Raw genomic sequence first — 18,385 nt, forward strand, 5'->3', positions numbered from 1 at the left:
ATTTAAAACGCTGTAATGCAATATATTAAGAATATTCAGGCACTTTACCTTTCACCCCTTTATAAAAGTTGCGCATAAAGATGAAATCGGCCTCAATATCATCGGTAGGATAAAACGGTTCTGAAATTTTATTTTGCTTGTTTTCAAAATCAAGCGTGAACATTAAAATAGGTACTTTGGCGGCTTTAGCAATGTAATAAAAGCCTGTTCGCCATTCCTCTACTTTTTTACGTGTCCCTTCAGGAGCTAAAGTCATTCTAAATTCTTCTCTGTCTTCAAATAATTTAGCTATAGCTTCAACTTTATTTTCTTTAGTTTGTCTATTAATAGGTGCACCACCAATAGCTTTCAAATACCAACCTAACGGGCCAATAAACAATTCCTTCTTACCAATAAAATTAGTTTTAATGCCTAGTACTTTTCGTAATAATACACCAATATAGAAGTCATGCCAACTTGTATGTGGTGCAGCAATAATTACAGCCTTCTTTATTTCGTCCCTAGAAAAATTAGTATTGCCGACTACTTTCCAACCTAAAACTTTGAAGTAAATAAATTTAGCCAGCCAACGTACCATTACATTTTTTGATATAAAGATTTTAATTTTTCTCTCGTGATGATGGTTTTCCAACGTTTACCTAATGCATTTTCCCAAAGTGGCTCAAGACTTAAAGCTATGGTTATCATCAGGTCGAGTTCAGAATCTTCCAGATTTAAACATAAACCTTGAGGTAATTTAATATGATGCTTTTTCTTCATCTTTTTAAACAAAGCGACACCTTCAGGGTAAAATTCTTCCAAGTGATCAAATACAATACAGTTACCTATACCATGCTTAGTTCCTAAAACATACGAAAGTCCGTAGCTCATAGCATGAGCAATACCAACTTGAGAATAGGCAATACTCATACCGCCATGCCATGAAGCCATCATGAGTTTATCTTGGGCATCTTCAATGGATAAATCGCCATTTAAAAAAATATCCTCACAGAGTTCAAATGCCTTTTCGCCATAGCTTTGACTAAATGCGTTTAAATAAGTTCCATTAAGTGATTCCACACAATGAATAAAACAATCCATACCCGTATAAAACCATTGGTCTTTTGGTACATCTTTAGTGAGTTCTGGATCCAATATAACCTGATCAAATGGTGTATAATCTGAATTAATACCTAGTTTTTTATCTGGACCTGTTAAAACCGTGGTTCGTGATACTTCTGCTCCTGTTCCTGAAATTGTTGGAACTCCAACATGATATATTGCTGGATTTTTAACGAGATCCCACCCTTGATAATCTTTAGCTTCACCTGGATTGGTTAACATGATGGCAACCGCTTTGGCAAGATCTAGAAGTGTACCACCACCAATTCCTATGATTCCTGAAGGACGTTCACTATGATTTAAAATGATGCTTTCAACTAAATCATCGACCTGTGAGGTTTTGGGTTCTTCTTGTGCTGAAATATAAAGCATCTTATCGTTGTACGCTAATGGTACTCTACCGGTTAGCCAAACGTTTCCTTTAAACACATCATCTACTAGATATATAAAAGGAGCTTTAGTATTTAAACGTTGGGGCTCAATGATATCGCTTAACTGATCAAAACTTCCACGTCCAAAAACTACGCGAGACACCATTGGATAATTTCTATAATTCATTCTATATTACTCTTTAACAAAATTAAAAATATCGTTATAGATATTTATTGATTTAGATTACTTTGAAATTGATCTGCAAACAATCCTATATCATGACCATCGACCAATGCGTGATTAACATTTATTGACACGTTTATTATAGCCTTATTGTTGATATTCTGAATTTGACTAAACGCTATTTTTGGAACCGTATCATTTTCGCCTGAAACCGGTTCTTTATGACCAGAAAAATTAAACCAAGGTAAAGCCGAACAATGAATACAATCAATACCATTGATTGGAGGAAACAATTCGGTTGAATTTAAAACTCGTTCTTTTTCTTTTTTAAGGTTTGCTAAAAAAACGTCCAAATCGTCATCATATTTCACAAATGAAAATCCAAAAGTATAATCTTCACGCAATATGGTTGGAGAGGCGTGAATAACATCATATCTTACCACATCGCCATCTTTTTCTCTTGATTTAAGCGCATCGTTAGTATTAATAGCTTTCATACAGTCATGCAAATATTTACCAAAAAAACTTATTTTATATTTTTTTGAAAACTCATGAGCCTTTGTAACATTAAACGGGATCACCACACCAAAAAAAGGATCGCGCAGGGTTTTAAAATGCTCATAATGTCGTTTTCTATTCCATGTATTGATATCGATTATCTCCATTATTGTAAAAGTGGTTTTAATTCCAAAAGACTGCCAAGAGTTTGATATCCTTTGTTTGCTAAATTTGTATCATTCACTTGTTCATGAATCCATGTTGTATGAAAAGGAACATGGACAGCTTTAGCCTTAATGTTTATTAAAGGTAAAATATCTGATTTTAAAGAATTCCCTACCATTAAAAATTCTGAAGGCTTAATATCCAAATGATTTAGTAAGTTTGAATAGTTAGCTTCTTGCTTATCGCTCAATACTTCAATATGGTGAAAATATTTAGTGAGTCCAGATTTTTCCAACTTACGTTCCTGATCTAATAAATCGCCTTTTGTCACTAAAATTAAGCGATAGGTTTTTGACAAATCTTTTAAGGTCTCTTCAACACCTTCAAGTAATTCAACAGGTTTATTTAACATTGATTTTCCTATATCTAAAATGGCCTGAATAGTGGCATTTGAAACCGAATGATTTGATAATTCCAAAGCCATTTCTACCATTGACAATACAAAACCTTTAATTCCATAACCATAAAGTGGAAGATTTTGCATTTCCATTTTAAAAAGCTCCTGATCACTTTTATTTGCCGTTTCATAAGGTGAAAGTAATTTTGCAAATTCCAATTCAGCCTCCCTGAAATAAGTTTCGTTTACCCACAAGGTATCATCAGCATCAAAACCAATTACTTTAATGTTGTTATAGTTTACTTCCATAATTTTATTGCACGTTCTAAATCGTCTGGAGTATCAATTTCAACACCTTCTATATGAGTCTCAACCATTTTAATTTTTTTACCGTATTCTAAATAGCGAATACACTCAATTTTTTCTGAAGCCTCCAAAAACTGCATAGGAAGTTTATAAAAATCTAAGAGGGCTTCTTTTCTAAAGGCATAAATACCTTTGTGTTTAAAATAGCGTGTACCTGCTTCTTTATCTCTTGGGTAAGGAATCGGACTTCTAGAAAAATACAAAGCAAAGTCATTTTGATCGACAATTACTTTAACTGTATTAGGATTACTAATTTCGTCCCAATCATGTATCTCTACCATTAGTGACGCTAAATCTATAGTTTTATTGGGGTCATCTTTAAAAACATTCAAAACTTTAGCTAGGCTTTCGCGTTCAGTAAACGGCTCATCGCCTTGTACATTTACCACTATATCAACATCCAAATCCTGTACTGCTTCAGCAATACGATCACTCCCCGACTGATGTTCAGACTTACTCATTATGGCTTTACCACCATGCGTCACAATCTCATTATAAATAATATCACTATCAGTAACCACATAAACATCATCAAATAAGTTGGTAGCAACGGTAGCTTCATAAGTGCGAAGAATTACAGTTTTACCAGCAAGATTTTGCATTAATTTACCTGGAAAACGTGACGCAGCATAGCGCGCTGGAATCATTGAAATGATTTTCATAGTGAGATTTAAACTTCTATTCAAAAATAAAACTTTTAAGGAAACAAAAGCTTAAGATGTGTAATCTTTTTGAACTGTTTTAAGTTTCAAAAAACTCATCTTTAAACCCAATTAAATACAACTTCTCTTTAGCTCTTGTAACTGCGGTATAGAGCCACCTAATGTACTCTCTATCCATTCCATTTGGTAAATAAGGTTGTTCAACAAAAATGGTGTTCCATTGTCCACCTTGTGATTTATGGCAGGTAATTGCATATGAAAACTTAACCTGTAGTGCGTTAAAATGCTTGTTTCCTTTTATTTTAAGGAATTTTCGATAATTAGACGATTCGTCTTCATAATCTTTTTGAACCTCTTGATATAATTTGTTGGATTCATCATAACTCAATGAAGGTGCTTCGGCATGAATGGTGTCCAATAAAAGCACTGTTTCAAACGGTCGCATTCGCGGGTAATCGACCATTTTTACTTTAACTTCAGCGAAATGAAATCCATATAATTCTTGAATACTAAAAATTTCCAAAACCTCAATAATATCACCGTTTGCAATAAATCCGGCTTCAGTTGTTGGTTTAATCCAAAAATAATTGTTCTTAACAACCATTAAATAATCGCCAACTGTCAATTCATTATCTCTAAATAGAATACGATTACGTATTTGTTGATTATATAAATTCGCTCTCTTATTACTTCTAACGATGATCGCCGTTTCTTCGTGCCCATTGGTAGTGTAAGCATCATTAATAGCATCCATAATTTCGTGGCCGTCAATTAATCTTACAATATCTGCATACCCATTAACATTAAACGTAAACGACTCGTAAAATTCATCATGTAAAACTTCACGCAATCGCGTGGCATTCATTAAAATCCCTGAATCTTGCTCCTGTCGTACTACTTCATCCAGTTCCATTGAAATAACTTTCTTATTATAGTTCAAATCTAATTGTTTAGCATCTAACGCTGGGCTAATATCAGACTTTACCGGAGGTAACTGGGCTTTATCACCAATCAATAACAATTTGCATTTATGACCTGAATATACATACTGTATTAAATCATCGAGCAAAGAACCGTTTTCAAACAATTTAGAATCAGCCGGAATATCAGGAATCATGGAAGCTTCATCAACAATAAAAATGGTATTACGATGCTTATTAGGTTGCATGACGAATTTTACTCCCCCTCCTTTATCCTTTTTAGGAAAGTATATTTTTTTATGAATAGTAAAGGCTTCCTTTCCAGAATAATTAGAAATGACTTTCGCTGCTCTTCCTGTTGGTGCCATTAAAACAGCACTTTTTTTTGTTTCCCATAAATTAGACACCAATGTCCCAACAATGCTGGTTTTTCCCGTACCTGCAAAACCTCTTAACAGGTACAAGGCATTGGGTGTTATATCAAAAACAAATTCTGACAATTGATCTAACACCAAGTTTTGCTTCAAGGTAGGTTCAAAAGGAAATTTTTGTTTTAAAAGTTTATAAAATTCTGAAGAGGTCATGTGTTATTTATAGAAAACTGTAAATGAAGCGCAAGATACTATTTAAAGAATTGTCTGAATATAATATATAAGAAATAAAACCTTATTATATATGGAACAAATTTTATATCTTTCTTTTTTTATTTGATTTTTGTTTGCAATGATTTTTGTGAATAAAAAAAAATTGTAGATTTGCGAAAGACCTTTATTAAAAATAAATAAACTAACTATGTTAACAATTATTATAGCTATTGTCGTTATTATCCTACTTACTATTGGTATTGTTTGGTTGATTGACAAATTCATTCCTAGAAAATTAAAACCAGTAATTCATCTTGTCTTGTGGGTGGTTATTGCAATCCTGTCATACGCCACATTCATGTCGGTTTATGACGAAATTAAATTCAATCAGTTAAAAGACAAACGCTACGCAGTAATAATTGAAAAATTAAAAGATATTAGAGATGCCGAATTGGCTCACAAACAAGTAACTGGTAAATTCACTGATAACTTTGACAATCTTATTAGATTTGTTGACACCGCAAAATATACAATTACGCAGCGTCGAGATTCAACTATTTTAGATGTTGAAGCAACTAGACGATTTACAGTTGATATGTATAAAGACATTGTGGTTATAGACACTTTAGGTTTTGTTCCCGTAAAAGATTCTCTATTTGGAGCAGATCCACGTTATAAAATCATGATGAATATCCCAAAAGGAGCTGGTGAACCTGGCGCTAAATTTGAATTAAAAGCTGGAATGTTAGACGGTATTCCTGTGTTTGAAGCTTCAGTGAAAAAATCGGTAATTCTTTTTGATCAAGATAGAAACTTGGTTAAAAAAGAAGAGCAAGTAGTTTCTGTAGACGGTGTTAATGGTCCAACCTTAAAAGTAGGATCCATGGATGAAATAAACACTAATGGTAACTGGCCTAAAAACTATTCAAAAGAACAGTAGTTTGAATAAAAAAAGTAGTAAAGCATTGTCCATTCAAATTAGTTTGAGTGGACTTTCTTTTTGTATCCTTAACAATAAAAATAATTCCGTTGACTTTTTGAAGTCGGTTGTTTTTCCAAAAAAACAAACGCCCTTTACAGTATTGGAACAACTCAAAACGGTTTTAAATACGAATACCATTTTTGAACAAGCCTTTGACGAGGTTTTATTAATTCATGAAAATGAACTCTCGAGCATTGTTCCCAAGCCTCTTTTTGATGAAAATAATACGGCCGATTACTTAAAATTTAATGCGAAAATCTTAAATACTGATTTTATTGCCTTTGATGACCTATCGGACCATAACAGTGTTGTTGTGTTTGTACCTTATGTCAATATTAATAATTACATCTTTGATCGCTTCGGAGAATTTGTTTATAAGCATGCTGCTTCAATTTTAATTAAAACTATATTAGATCAGGAAATAGGGTCCAACAATACTTGTGTTTATATTCATGTTGGAAACGATCATTTTGAAATTATAGCAGTAAAAAATGGTCAATTGTTACTTTACAACACTTTTGAATATCAATCCAAAGAAGACTTTATATATTATATTTTATTTACACTAGAACAGTTACAGTTAGATCCTGAAACAGTTCAAATTAAATTATTAGGAAACGTTCAAAAAGGTGATGAACTTTATGACATTGCTTATAAATATGTAAGGCATGTAGAGGTGGTAGAGAATCTTCTAAAATGCAAATTTGAGAGCAAACTTCAAATTGATGAACGGCATAATAACTTCCTCATTTTAAATAGCTTTAGCTAATGCGCATAATTTCTGGACAATATAAAGGCAGACGGATTACTGCGCCTAAAAAACTTCCTGTAAGACCTACTACTGATATGGCCAAGGAGGCGCTATTCAATATTTTAAATAATCTCTATTATTTTGATGAAGTTTCGGTTCTGGATTTATTCTCGGGAACTGGGAGTATTAGTTATGAATTCGCTTCTCGAGGCACAACAGATATAACTGCAGTAGATGAACATTTTGGCTGTATAAAATTTATTTCAGAAACGGCTCAAAGTTTTGAGATGCCCATTCAAGCCATAAAAAGTGATGTTTTTTCATACTTAGAAAAAGCAAGAACAACATCAACTCTAATTTTTGCTGACCCTCCTTATGCATTTACTTTAGAGCAGTTTTCAAAAATCCCTGAACTAATATTTAAGAATGAATTATTAGATCCTGATGGCCTTTTGATAGTCGAACATTCAAAATTGACAGACTTATCTTCTCTCCCAAAGTATTCCTATTCTAAACATTACGGGGGAAGCGTTTTTAGCTTTTTTGAGTATGACGATGAATAAAAGTCTGGTTTTTTCCTACATATATCGTTAATTTTTAGTATTTTAGAAGTCTTCACAGACAACCCTGTCTCTACTGTTGACTAAATTTATCATTCCTAATCTCTTGTCATTTTGATTAGTTGAGTTATGGTTATTTATGCTATTAACCAATTAAACACATTAACAATGAAAAAAATCTTATTTGTAGGACTTGCTCTAGTTCTATTCACTGCCTGCCAAAATCAAGAACAACGTTATTTTGATGAATCAACTGAAATTGAGACCATTCATCAATTATTTAAGAACCTCCAAGATGCGAACTTCGATGATGTTAGAACCATTTATAATGATACAGCTAAAATCCATGTGAATTCATTAACCCCTATTTCAATTGATGAATCAATTAGTTATGAAAAAGAAAGTAGAGAACTATTTTCAATGTATACCTTCAAAGATTCTATATATCCCGAAATGGTAGTCACTAAAAAAGGCCAAACTTGGGTAAATACTTGGCCAACATGGGTTGGAAAAGTACAAGGACATGACAAGGAAATAACAATTCCAGGTCATGCGACATACCGTTTTGAGAATGGTAAAATTGTTGAAGAATATGTGTACTATGATTCTGCACCTTTAACAGCAATAATGGCTGAATTAGAGAAAGCAAACAATCTGCCTATTGAAGACAAAGTCATATATGGACAAGTTGACACCTTTATCAATGAATTTTTAAACAAGAAAAATACTGCTGTATTAGACGATTTAATAAATGACAAATACGTAAGGTATATGAATGATGTTAAAGATGCAGGAAGTAAAGAAGAATTAGTTAGTAATTTAAATGTTTTTTTTACTGGATTTCCTGATTTTAAAATAAAGTTACTTCACAAATCACCCATATTTAACAACACCCTATTTGTACATTGGCAAATGACAGGTACTAATACCGGTGAATTCAATGGAGCTGCAGCAACCGGTAAATCAGTAAAAGTCAACGGACTTTCTCGTCTTCATTTTACTGGTAACGGAAAATTGGATGAAGAAAATCTTTTTTATGATCAACTTAACTTGATGACTCAATTAGGATATACCTTAAATTAAATATTAACCAATCATTTATATAATTATGAAAACCTTAAAATCAATTGTTTTATTTGCCATCCTATTATGCTTTGGCTTCAATGTCTCATTGGCTCAACAACGTTACCAAGTTCACGTTGATGAAGTAAAACCTTCAATGGCTGCAGAGTATGAGCAAATCTCAAAAGAGTTTATCGAAGCTTGTAAAAAACATAAACCCGAGACTAGCTGGATTACAGCGGTTACAAGTGATCTGAGATACATGTCGGTTACTCCAATGGAAAATTTCGCTGATTTAGATAAAAATATATATGAGGGCATGGCAAAAGCTATGGGTGATGATTTTGGTAAATTATTTGAGCGTTTTAATAAATGTTATGATTCTCATTATGATTACGTACTAAATTTATCTGAAAGCCTTACCTATATGCCAGATGGGATTTCCCAAACCCAAGAGGGTAAAAATAACAGAAGGTATTATTTTATACACCATACGCCAGAGAATGGAAAAAATCTTTATGACGCAATTAAAGCTGTAAAGGAGTTATTTGCGAGCAAAAACTCCAAAATGTATTACAGGGTTTACCACAGTGGCTTTGGTAGTAAAGACAATTTCTTTTTGGTTGCAGTATCGTCGAAAGACGATGTAGACCATGCTCAAATGTCTAAAGCCAATGATGCATTATTGGGTGAAGAAGCAGGTAAAGTTTTTGGTAACATGATGAAATATGCTTCAAAATTTGAAGAGTTTTCAGGAAGTGTAAGACCTGATTTAGGTTATTCAGGAAACTAATAAAAAGCCAATAAAAACAGAAAGTGCGGCTAAATAGCCGCACTTTTGTTTTACAAGTAAATCTATAAGCCGAATTCTGTACTTTTCTTTTTTAGAAAAGAATTCTAAAAAAGAATGAGCCCTTATCATTTATCTGAATGTACTGTTACCAGTACACTTTAGCTGTCTACCCTCCAACAATCGAGCGTGCAGCCCTCAAACGTTGGTATACATGACATTGCACCACATAGAGTTTACCTGATTTCACTACAGCATAACCTGTACTTGCTTTCTGTTGCACTTTTCCTAATCTCACGACTGGTGGCCATTAACCACTATGTTGCACTATGGTGTTCGGACTTTCCTCCCCACGCCAAAGCATGGAGCGATAAGGCGATTTACTTGTTGGCAAAAGTACATAAATTGTTAATAACTCCATCCAATTTGGGAATTGAGAATTCCTAATTCTGAATTGAATTTTTAACTTTGTGATTCTAATAAGTTTCAATGGAACATTTCATCGTATCGGCTAGAAAGTATAGACCCCAAACGTTTAAAGACGTTGTTGGTCAACAGGCTATTACCAATACCTTACTAAATGCCATAGAACACAATCATTTAGCACAAGCGCTACTATTTACAGGCCCTCGTGGTGTAGGTAAAACAACCTGTGCACGTATTTTGGCTAAAATGATTAATAGTGACGGAACTGAAAAAGACGATGAGGATTTTGCATTTAATATTTTTGAATTAGATGCCGCTTCAAATAATTCAGTCGATGATATCAGAAATTTGACCGATCAAGTTCGTATTCCTCCTCAAGTTGGAAAATACAAGGTTTACATTATAGATGAGGTTCATATGTTATCGCAATCGGCTTTTAATGCCTTTCTTAAAACATTAGAAGAACCTCCAAAACATTGTATTTTCATTTTAGCAACAACCGAAAAGCACAAAATAATTCCTACTATCTTATCGCGTTGTCAAATTTTTGATTTTAAACGTATCACAGTAAAAGACGCCAAAGACTATTTAAATTATATAGCTACAGAACAAGGTGTCACAGCTGAAGATGACGCATTACACATTATTGCTCAAAAGGCTGACGGAGCCATGCGCGATGCGCTTTCAATTTTTGATAGAGTAGTAAGTTTTTCTGGAAAAAACTTAACAAGACAAGCAGTCACTGAAAATTTGAATGTACTAGATTATGAAACTTATTTCACCAGTACAGATTTAATCTTGGAGCACAAAATCCCAGAATTATTAATTCAGTTCAATTCAACCTTGTCGAAAGGATTTGATGGCCATCATTATATTGCCGGTTTAGCCTCTCATTTTAGAGATTTACTAGTTTGTAAAAACCCAAAAACTGTTGAGCTTCTTGAAGTAGGAGAAGATACCACACTTAAATATATAGAACAATCAAAAAAAGCCTCATTAGAGTTTCTTTTAAAAGGAATTGAGTTATGCAATGACTGTGATCTCAAATACAAATCCAGCAAAAATCAACGTTTACTTGTTGAATTATGCCTTATGCAATTAGCCTCTATCACTTTTGATGGAGAAAAAAAAAATAGCAAGCACTACATAATTCCACCATCATACTTTAAAGCTTTAGGTGTTAAACCTGTTCCTGTTGTAAAGCCAGAGCCAGTTGTAGAGGTGCAAGAATTAAAAGAAAAACCTTCTGTACAAGATAAAATTGAAACACCAGAACCAGTAAAGGCTGAAGAACCATTACCAGAACTCCATTTAAACAGACCTTCACCAAGAACTTCAGGTTTGTCTCTCAAAAGCATTAAAGCAAAAAAGGAGCATCTCATCAAACAAATGGAGGTTATTATTGATGAAGAAAATCTGCCTAAAGAAGACTTCACAGAAGACATGTTTATGACAGCATGGAATGATTACATAAAAGGCCTGCATGGCAGCGGAAAGAAAATTATGGCTTCCATGTTAGAAATGAATCAACCCGTTCTTGATGGAACAAAAATTGGTTTAGAGTTTCCAAATGAGACTTTAAAACTTGAACTTGAAAAATCTCAATTTCCTTTAATGGAATACTTGCGAAAGACCTTAAAGAACTTCGATTTAAAGCTAGATATAACCGTTAATGAAGAAGCTTCAAAACAATATGTTTTTACTACGCGCGAGAAGTATGAAAAAATGAAAGAGAAGAACCCAAACATTGAACTTTTAAAAAAAACGTTTGGGCTCGATATTAATTAGGGCAATTAAGTTGAATAATTATGTTAGGTTTAAAACTTCCTACTGACCCAAGATGGGTAAATATCGTTGAAAAGAATATTGAAGATATTCTTACTGATCATGCCTATTGTGAACAAAAGGCAACAAGTACAGCCATCTCACTCATTGTAAGTTTTCCTGAATATACCGATTTGGTACAGGAAATGATTGCTTTGGTTAAAGAAGAGATTAGCCATTTTAAAATGGTGCATGATAAAATATTAGAGCGTGGCTGGACATTAGGTAGAGATCGCAAAGATGACTACGTAATCCAATTAGTCACATTTTTCCCTAAAGGGGGAAGTCGCACTACACAATTGGTGCACCGTTTGTTGTATGCAGCATTAATTGAAGCCAGAAGTTGTGAGCGTTTCAGACTATTATCTGAAGAGCTTAAAGATAAAGAACTTGCTGAATTCTACAGAAAATTAATGGTTAGTGAAGCCAATCACTATACCATGTTTTTAGGTTTTGCACGCCAATACGGCAATAGAAAAGAAGTTGATGAAAAATGGCAGCAATTATTAGATTTTGAAGCCAACATCATGAAAGATTTAAGTAAATCGCAAACCATTCATGGTTAATAAAAAAAACTCCAGTAATTTACTGGAGTTTTTTTATTTATATAAGTTATAATTTTACATTTTTAAACCAACACCAATTTGAATATTTGTGTTTTTGGCTTCAAAACTAGCATCGTTATCTAAAATATTACTAAACCCATAAGAAAATCTAGCATCTAAAAACAGAATATCTGTAATTAAATATTCTATACCTGCAACACCAGAAAAGGCTACATTTTTATAACCATCTTCATAGCTCCATGTTTTGATACCAACCATTGGTCCTGCTCCAGCAGAGAAATTTTCACCAAAATATAATTTAAACAAGACTGGCAATTGTATGTAAGACACACGTAAAGTTTCATCTTTACCTCCACCTTCGGCAGAATATTGTAATTCGGTAAGTATAGAGAATGAATTTGAAACTGCAAAATCTACAAAGCCACCAAAGGCCATATTATTACGATGTTTATTTTCAAAGTCAGGGTCTGGTTCAAAATCCAAGTTAGAAATATTGTAAGCCAACCTTACACCATATTTGGTTTTTAATTCTATTTCATCTTTTGAATTGTTGTCTTCCTTTTTATCGTCTTGAGAATAGCCAGTAAAAGCAAAAAGGACAAAAACTAAAGTAGTAAGTATAGATTTCATAATTTAATTGATTTGAGATTTCGAATATAAACTGAAATGCCCCAACAAATCATAAAAATTAGATATGACGTATTAAAATAAAGATGAAATGCTTAATTAAGACATCGTTACACCCGAAACTGTATTAAAATAGACACTTTTAATTATGCCATCAGAAAGTCCAATTTTAGGAACATAAATATCTTTAGCGCCACTCCATTTCATTGCAGAAAGATAAATTCGGGTGGCTGGAATAATAACGTCAGCTCTATCTTGATTAAGATCCAATTCTGTTATACGTTCTTCGTAAGAATACGTTTGAAGCTTGTTATAATAAGATGTTAAGTAGAAGTAAGTCAGCGGCTTACCCATAGCCTTGCCAGATATTTTAAATATTTTATTAATGTTTCCTCCTGAACCAATCAAATCTATCTTTTCAAAATTTTTGGTATGGAATTTAATCCAAGTTTCCAAATCTAACCAAGTTTCATTTCGCACCATATCATTTAGTAATCGCACCGTCCCAATTTTAAATGATTTTGAAGCAATAGTTTCGCCATGTCTAATTATAGAAAATTCAGTACTACCACCACCTACATCAACATAAAGATAGGTTTTACTGTCATCGATATAAGAATGTAAGTCTGTTGCTGCTATAATAGCGGCCTCTTCTTCTCCATCAATAATATCGATTTTTATTTTGGCATGTTTTTCGATTAATTTAGACACTTTAGCACCATTCTCAGCTTCTCGCATGGCTGATGTGGCACAGGCTTTATATACTGAAACCTTATGAGATTTCATTAGTAGTTTAAATGCAACCATGGTATCAATCATGCGTTGTTGATTTTCTAGAGAGATTTCATGGTTTACAAAAACATCAGATCCTAATCGAATAGGCACCCTTACAAGTGAGCTTTTTTTAAACAGGGTCGGTTTTCCTTTTTGTTCAATAATATTTGAAATCAATAATCTTACAGCATTTGAGCCAATATCAATGGCTGCGTACTTCTTAATGGTCAGCATTAATCTTGTAATTTTTTTAAATAGTAATCGTAAGTAGCAAATTGGGCTCTTACTTTTGGTAAATCATTTCGTTTGTAAGTGTTATCTTGAGTTGCATTGATAATTCGCGCTTTAACATTGTCACTCCAGCAGATATCAAAAATGTCTAACAATTCCTGCTTTATGTCTTCATCATAGATTGGACAAGTAACTTCTACCCTATTTTCAATATTTCTTGTCATCCAGTCGGCTGAAGAAATATATACTTGTGGATCGTCATTATTACAAAAAACATAAAGGCGGGTATGCTCTAAAAATTTACCTACTATACTAATAACTTCAATGTTTTCACTCATACCCTTTATTCCTGGAACTAAACAGCATATTCCTCTTACCACCATCTGTATTTTAACACCGGCTCTACTTGCTTCATATAACTTGTCTACCATTACATAGCTAGAAATACTATTTAACTTAAGTTTCATGTAGGCAGGTTTACCTTGTTTTACATTTTCAATCTCGTTATCAATAAGCTTGAATAATTTTGATTTTGTATAATGGGGTGATGTAATAATATGTTTATACCTATAAATTTTGTAGTTAGTTTCAAAAAAATTGAAGACTTTATTAATATCCTTTAATATTTTTTGATTAGCCGTAAATAGTGTAAAATCTGTATATATTTTTGCTGTGGATTCATTAAAATTACCCGTGCTTACAAATCCATAGCGCTTAATTTTGCCTTGTTCTTCGCGTTCAATCACGCACATTTTACTATGAACTTTAAGTCCTTTTACACCAAACAACAGGTTGATTCCATCACCTTCCATTTGTTCGGCGTAATCAATATTGGCTTGCTCATCAAATCTGGCTTGAAGTTCAATAGACACCGTTACTTTTTTTCCGTTTTTAGCCGCATTTATAAGTGAACTCGCAACATGTGATATTTGAGCTAATCTATAAATTGTAATTTTAATGACTTTTACCTGTGGATCTAGAGCAGCTTCCCTTAAAAATTTAACGATATATGAAAACGTATGAAAAGGGGTATATAATAAATAATCTTTATCTGCAATTGTTTTAAATATACTTTCTTGAAGACTTAAACCTTTTACGGGTAATGGATCTATTTTTTGGTATAATAAATCCGTTCGTCCTAAACTCGGAAAATCCATATAATCACGTCTATTGTGGTAGCGTCCACCTGGAATTACACTATCATTAGAATCGATTCCCATTTTATCCATTAGATATTTAAGGGTTTCTTCATTGATGGTTTTATCATAAACAAAACGCACAGGTTCACCTATTTGTCGATGCTTTACACTATCGGAAATTTTATCAATAAAGCTTTTACTGAAATCACTTTCAAAATCAAGCTCCGCATCTCTAGTGATTTTAATCATATGGGCCGATATACTTGTATAATCAAATATGTTGAAAATGTCTTTTAAACAATGACGAAGTAAATCATCCAACATGATAATATAATTGGTGTCGCCAACTTTGGGTAAAACAACAAATCGATCTACTGTTTTTGGAATTTCAATAAGTGCATATTGTTTTTCACTATTATGAAGTACCATTTTCACAGCGAGATAAGCGGCACTATCTTTTAAAGTTGGAAGTTTAATGTCATCATTAAGTATAATAGTCACCAAAGCTGGACTGACGTGTTCAATAAAATAATCAATTAAAAAATTATGTTGCTGCGCATTAATTTCATTTTCATTAATAATATGAATGTTTTCTTCCCTTAATTTAAGCTGAATATCTTCAAGAATATCTAAACTCTCACTTTGTTGTTTGATAACAACTTCGGTGATTTTTTCGAGAAGTTCACTTGCAACGATACCTCCCAATTCACTTCTACCCCCTTTACCAGCTTCATCAATCCGCTTTACAGTGGCATATCTAACTTTGAAAAATTCGTCTAAATTATTTGAAAAAATTCCTAAAAAACGAATTCGTTCTATTAATGGGATATTTTCATCATTGGCTTCTTGCAATACTCTGGCATTAAATTGCAGCCAGCTTAATTCTCTATTAATGTAGATATTTTGATCCTTGGTCATTTAAGTGAATACATTTATTTCTTACAAATATATTCTATTTTATATTTTAAATCGGGACCACAGGTTTATTAAAAATAAATCTAAAGAATCCTTTACATTTTAATTGAAGATTTATGTTAATTACTAATTACCTTAATTCTTTAGGAATAATAATTTGTTTGGTTTTTCCTTTGTCAATTGCACTCCAATATTGAACATCAAAAGCAATCCATACTAAACCACAGGTTGGTAAATTACCAATATAGCGATCTCCAAAACGATTAACTAAAGATGTAAAGGCATGATTATGTCCGAAAATTATTACATTACTATGTTTTTCGTCGATAGTTTTTATAAACCGAACCACACTTTCTCCTCCAAAATCGTATAAATCATCACTAATAGTCAGTAAGTTATCAGAAATGTTTAGATTTTTTAAAAATATTTTACAAGTAGTTAAAGCCCGATTTGCGGGACTAGAAAAAATTGCATCTGGATGAAATAAGGCAGTTTCAAATTGTTTTGAAACAAGCTCAGCATCAGTAAAACCGCGGTTTGACAGCGGTCTGTCCTGATCTCTAACATTGTGCTCCCATGACGATTTTGCGTGGCGTATAAAAGTAATATTTTTCATAATGTATCGATTAAATGCAATTTTTTTCGATAAAATGTTGCATAATTCCGTTTTAACGATTATTTTCGTCTCTTTAACATTTATTTTTGCTTATGAGATGAGTTATGATTTGCTTTGTTCTATTAAATTAATATTATGATCCCAAATCTTAAAAATATTAATACATCCATTTTCGCATTGCTCGACAATGTACTTCCCTCATTTAATAGAGTATTAATTATCAGGCATTTGAATTTTATTGTTGTTGATCGTCGTATCGATTGGCCTCATAAATTTCAGCGTTTTGATAAATGATTTAATTGTAGTATTAAAAATACAAAACATTATTATATTAATAACAAAGACTTAATTAATCCCAATCGCTAAATAAGGGCTTATGAAAACAAATACATTCAATCCTAACTTTCAAAGATCAATAATATGTTTGCTATTCGTATTCTTTGGAATCTCAAATCTGTTTTCGCAAATAATTGCGAATCAGCCTCCGACCATGTCAAGTCCAACATGTTCAGTTGCAGGATGTGGCTCCAGTGATGTTGAAATAGGTGGAGTTTATCTTGCTGATGCCGCTGGAAATAAATTATCATCATGCACCGTGCCTGATCCCATTAGTTCATATTATCTATGGATCGAGATTATAAAGGCTAGTTCTAAACATGATTTATTTGTTCAATTCAATTTATTTAAAGACAATGTAAAAATTGGATTAGATGGATTACCTACTTCTTCATCATTAAAGATAAGTAGTGGGCATGACGGTCCTATTGCTGTAGATGATTATAGAATGGTCCCAATTCCTATATACCTTTGCGGTGAGGTTTTGGAACTTCGTGATATATATATAGCATGGCAATCTCCTGGACAAGCTGGAGGTTTGCCTAGTTGCTCTAATTCAAGTAGCAAGTGTAGTGGAGAGTTTTTACCCCCTTTAACTGTTAATACCCCTTTAGCTGTAGATTTTTCAACAACCCAAAGTTGTACCAATGGGTCTTTTGAAACTGTCGTTTTTACAAATGAGTCTTCAGGAGGAGACGGTACATTATCATATCTTTGGAATTTTGGTGCTGGAGCTTCACCTGCAACGGCAAATACTGTTGGACCACATACGGTTACATACACGAGTGCTGGAGTTAAAAATGTAAGCCTAAAGGTAACTGATGCCGATGGCGATAATGACACTCATAATGATACTGTCTCTGTAGGTGTTTGTTGCAATCTTACTATTTCAAATATTTCTTCTACTAATACTACCTGTGCCGGTGGAAATGATGGAACCGTCTCGGCTACTATTTCAGGAGCGTATGGCACTGCTACATATAACTTGTTATATTCATCAACTTCTGGTGGCTCATTTTCAGATTCACCTGCTACAAATGGTGACTCTAATGGAAGCTATACAGGTTTACCCTCTGGTTATTATAAAGTTTACGTTACCGATAGTAATGGATGTAATGCGACATCTTCTGAAGTATATGTTGCACCTGGTGATAATCAAGCGCCATCTGGAAGTCCTCCAACAGGTATAAATAATATTAATGCTTGTGCTTCAGACGCTTTAGCTTCAATTCCTTCGTTTGATCCTGTTGTCGCTGCTAGTGGCTATACAGACAATTCAAGTGCTGTAACGGCAACCTTAACAAGTACTTCTGCCGTTAATGGTGATGATTGTAGTTGGTCTGTTATTTATACATTTAAAGTTTCTGATGCGTGTGGCAATGAATTAACTGGTCAAACCATAACCCATTCTGGTGGTGATAAAACACCTCCTACGCTTACAGGAACAATCCCGACTGGTGCTACAAACCAAGATTTGTGTTTTAGTGACATCCCGGCTGGCCCTTCTGAAGCAGATATCGCTGCACAATACACAGATA

Annotated in this window: 18 protein-coding genes and 1 other RNA gene; 8 read left to right on the top strand and 11 right to left on the bottom strand. The window is 33.2% G+C overall.

The features are described from left to right. Positions 1-25: 25 nt before the first annotated feature. The 6 genes from ACFO5O_RS14825 to ACFO5O_RS14850 all read right to left on the bottom strand — a co-directional run bounded on the left by ACFO5O_RS14825 (position 26) and on the right by ACFO5O_RS14850 (position 5,248). Entirely contained in the window at positions 26-577 is a 552-nt protein-coding gene (locus ACFO5O_RS14825) for a 1-acyl-sn-glycerol-3-phosphate acyltransferase (protein ID WP_387965194.1), read from the bottom strand. Beyond that, positions 577-1,659: an iron-containing alcohol dehydrogenase family protein gene (locus ACFO5O_RS14830; protein WP_387965196.1), complete on the bottom strand. Its 1,083-nt coding sequence runs from the start codon at positions 1,657-1,659 to the stop codon at positions 577-579. Before ACFO5O_RS14830 ends, ACFO5O_RS14825 begins: the two co-directional genes overlap by 1 nt. A gap of 44 nt (positions 1,660-1,703) precedes the next feature. Continuing rightward, positions 1,704-2,321, bottom strand: a complete 618-nt coding sequence (locus ACFO5O_RS14835) for a CatA-like O-acetyltransferase (protein ID WP_387965198.1) — start codon at positions 2,319-2,321, stop codon at positions 1,704-1,706. Then, positions 2,321-3,025, bottom strand: a complete 705-nt coding sequence (locus ACFO5O_RS14840; RefSeq protein ID WP_387965199.1) for an HAD family hydrolase — start codon at positions 3,023-3,025, stop codon at positions 2,321-2,323. The genes ACFO5O_RS14835 and ACFO5O_RS14840 overlap by 1 nt, the downstream gene beginning before the upstream one ends. Further along, on the bottom strand, positions 3,016-3,744 hold the full coding sequence (kdsB, locus tag ACFO5O_RS14845) for a 3-deoxy-manno-octulosonate cytidylyltransferase (protein ID WP_387965201.1): 729 nt from the start codon (positions 3,742-3,744) through the stop codon (positions 3,016-3,018). The genes ACFO5O_RS14840 and kdsB overlap by 10 nt, the downstream gene beginning before the upstream one ends. Positions 3,745-3,823: 79 nt before the next feature. After that, complete coding sequence (locus ACFO5O_RS14850) at positions 3,824-5,248, bottom strand: ATP-dependent DNA helicase (protein ID WP_387965202.1); 1,425 nt, start codon at positions 5,246-5,248, stop codon at positions 3,824-3,826. A gap of 208 nt (positions 5,249-5,456) precedes the next feature. On the opposite strand from ACFO5O_RS14850, the gene ACFO5O_RS14855 reads away from it, so the two are divergent. The 5 genes from ACFO5O_RS14855 to ACFO5O_RS14875 all read left to right on the top strand — a co-directional run bounded on the left by ACFO5O_RS14855 (position 5,457) and on the right by ACFO5O_RS14875 (position 9,396). Continuing rightward, a complete protein-coding gene (locus ACFO5O_RS14855; RefSeq protein WP_387965204.1) occupies positions 5,457-6,188 on the top strand; it encodes a hypothetical protein in 732 nt (243 codons plus the stop codon). Beyond that, a complete protein-coding gene (locus ACFO5O_RS14860; protein ID WP_387965206.1) occupies positions 6,151-6,999 on the top strand; it encodes a DUF3822 family protein in 849 nt (282 codons plus the stop codon). The genes ACFO5O_RS14855 and ACFO5O_RS14860 overlap by 38 nt, the downstream gene beginning before the upstream one ends. After that, the gene (locus tag ACFO5O_RS14865) at positions 6,999-7,544 is read left to right on the top strand and encodes an RsmD family RNA methyltransferase (protein ID WP_387965208.1); all 546 of its coding nucleotides are present in this window, start codon (positions 6,999-7,001) and stop codon (positions 7,542-7,544) included. The genes ACFO5O_RS14860 and ACFO5O_RS14865 overlap by 1 nt, the downstream gene beginning before the upstream one ends. A gap of 165 nt (positions 7,545-7,709) precedes the next feature. Beyond that, a complete protein-coding gene (locus ACFO5O_RS14870) occupies positions 7,710-8,624 on the top strand; it encodes an ester cyclase (protein WP_387965210.1) in 915 nt (304 codons plus the stop codon). Between the two features lie 25 nt (positions 8,625-8,649). Then, positions 8,650-9,396, top strand: a complete 747-nt coding sequence (locus ACFO5O_RS14875; protein ID WP_387965212.1) for a hypothetical protein — start codon at positions 8,650-8,652, stop codon at positions 9,394-9,396. Between the two features lie 49 nt (positions 9,397-9,445). Here ACFO5O_RS14875 and rnpB read toward each other — a convergent pair. Next, an RNA gene (gene rnpB, locus ACFO5O_RS14880) (RNase P RNA component class A) lies at positions 9,446-9,780 on the bottom strand. A 102-nt stretch (positions 9,781-9,882) separates the two neighbouring features. Between rnpB and dnaX the strand changes: the two genes are divergently transcribed. Both dnaX and ACFO5O_RS14890 read left to right on the top strand, forming a co-directional pair. Next, the gene (gene dnaX / locus ACFO5O_RS14885) at positions 9,883-11,607 is read left to right on the top strand and encodes a DNA polymerase III subunit gamma/tau (protein ID WP_387965214.1); all 1,725 of its coding nucleotides are present in this window, start codon (positions 9,883-9,885) and stop codon (positions 11,605-11,607) included. A gap of 20 nt (positions 11,608-11,627) precedes the next feature. Next, the gene (locus ACFO5O_RS14890) at positions 11,628-12,209 is read left to right on the top strand and encodes a MiaE family protein (RefSeq protein ID WP_387965216.1); all 582 of its coding nucleotides are present in this window, start codon (positions 11,628-11,630) and stop codon (positions 12,207-12,209) included. 54 nt (positions 12,210-12,263) lie between these two features. On the opposite strand, the gene ACFO5O_RS14895 is transcribed toward ACFO5O_RS14890, so the two are convergent. From ACFO5O_RS14895 to ACFO5O_RS14910, 4 genes are all read right to left on the bottom strand, one after another. Next, positions 12,264-12,839, bottom strand: a complete 576-nt coding sequence (locus ACFO5O_RS14895; protein ID WP_387965218.1) for a porin family protein — start codon at positions 12,837-12,839, stop codon at positions 12,264-12,266. A gap of 96 nt (positions 12,840-12,935) precedes the next feature. Next, positions 12,936-13,844, bottom strand: a complete 909-nt coding sequence (locus tag ACFO5O_RS14900; protein WP_387965220.1) for a Ppx/GppA phosphatase family protein — start codon at positions 13,842-13,844, stop codon at positions 12,936-12,938. Next, positions 13,844-15,898, bottom strand: coding sequence for a polyphosphate kinase 1 (gene ppk1, locus ACFO5O_RS14905; RefSeq protein WP_387965222.1), 2,055 nt, complete (start codon positions 15,896-15,898; stop codon positions 13,844-13,846). The genes ACFO5O_RS14900 and ppk1 overlap by 1 nt, the downstream gene beginning before the upstream one ends. 127 nt (positions 15,899-16,025) lie before the next feature. Beyond that, the gene (locus tag ACFO5O_RS14910) at positions 16,026-16,511 is read right to left on the bottom strand and encodes a SixA phosphatase family protein (RefSeq protein WP_387965224.1); all 486 of its coding nucleotides are present in this window, start codon (positions 16,509-16,511) and stop codon (positions 16,026-16,028) included. A 376-nt stretch (positions 16,512-16,887) separates the two neighbouring features. Here ACFO5O_RS14910 and ACFO5O_RS14915 point away from each other — a divergent pair. Next, the coding region (locus ACFO5O_RS14915) for a PKD domain-containing protein (protein ID WP_387965226.1) at positions 16,888-18,385 on the top strand (1,498 nt) is incomplete at its 3' end.

It is taken from the genome of Geojedonia litorea, from assembly GCF_042654525.1.
GTDB classification, from domain to species: domain Bacteria; phylum Bacteroidota; class Bacteroidia; order Flavobacteriales; family Flavobacteriaceae; genus Geojedonia; species Geojedonia litorea.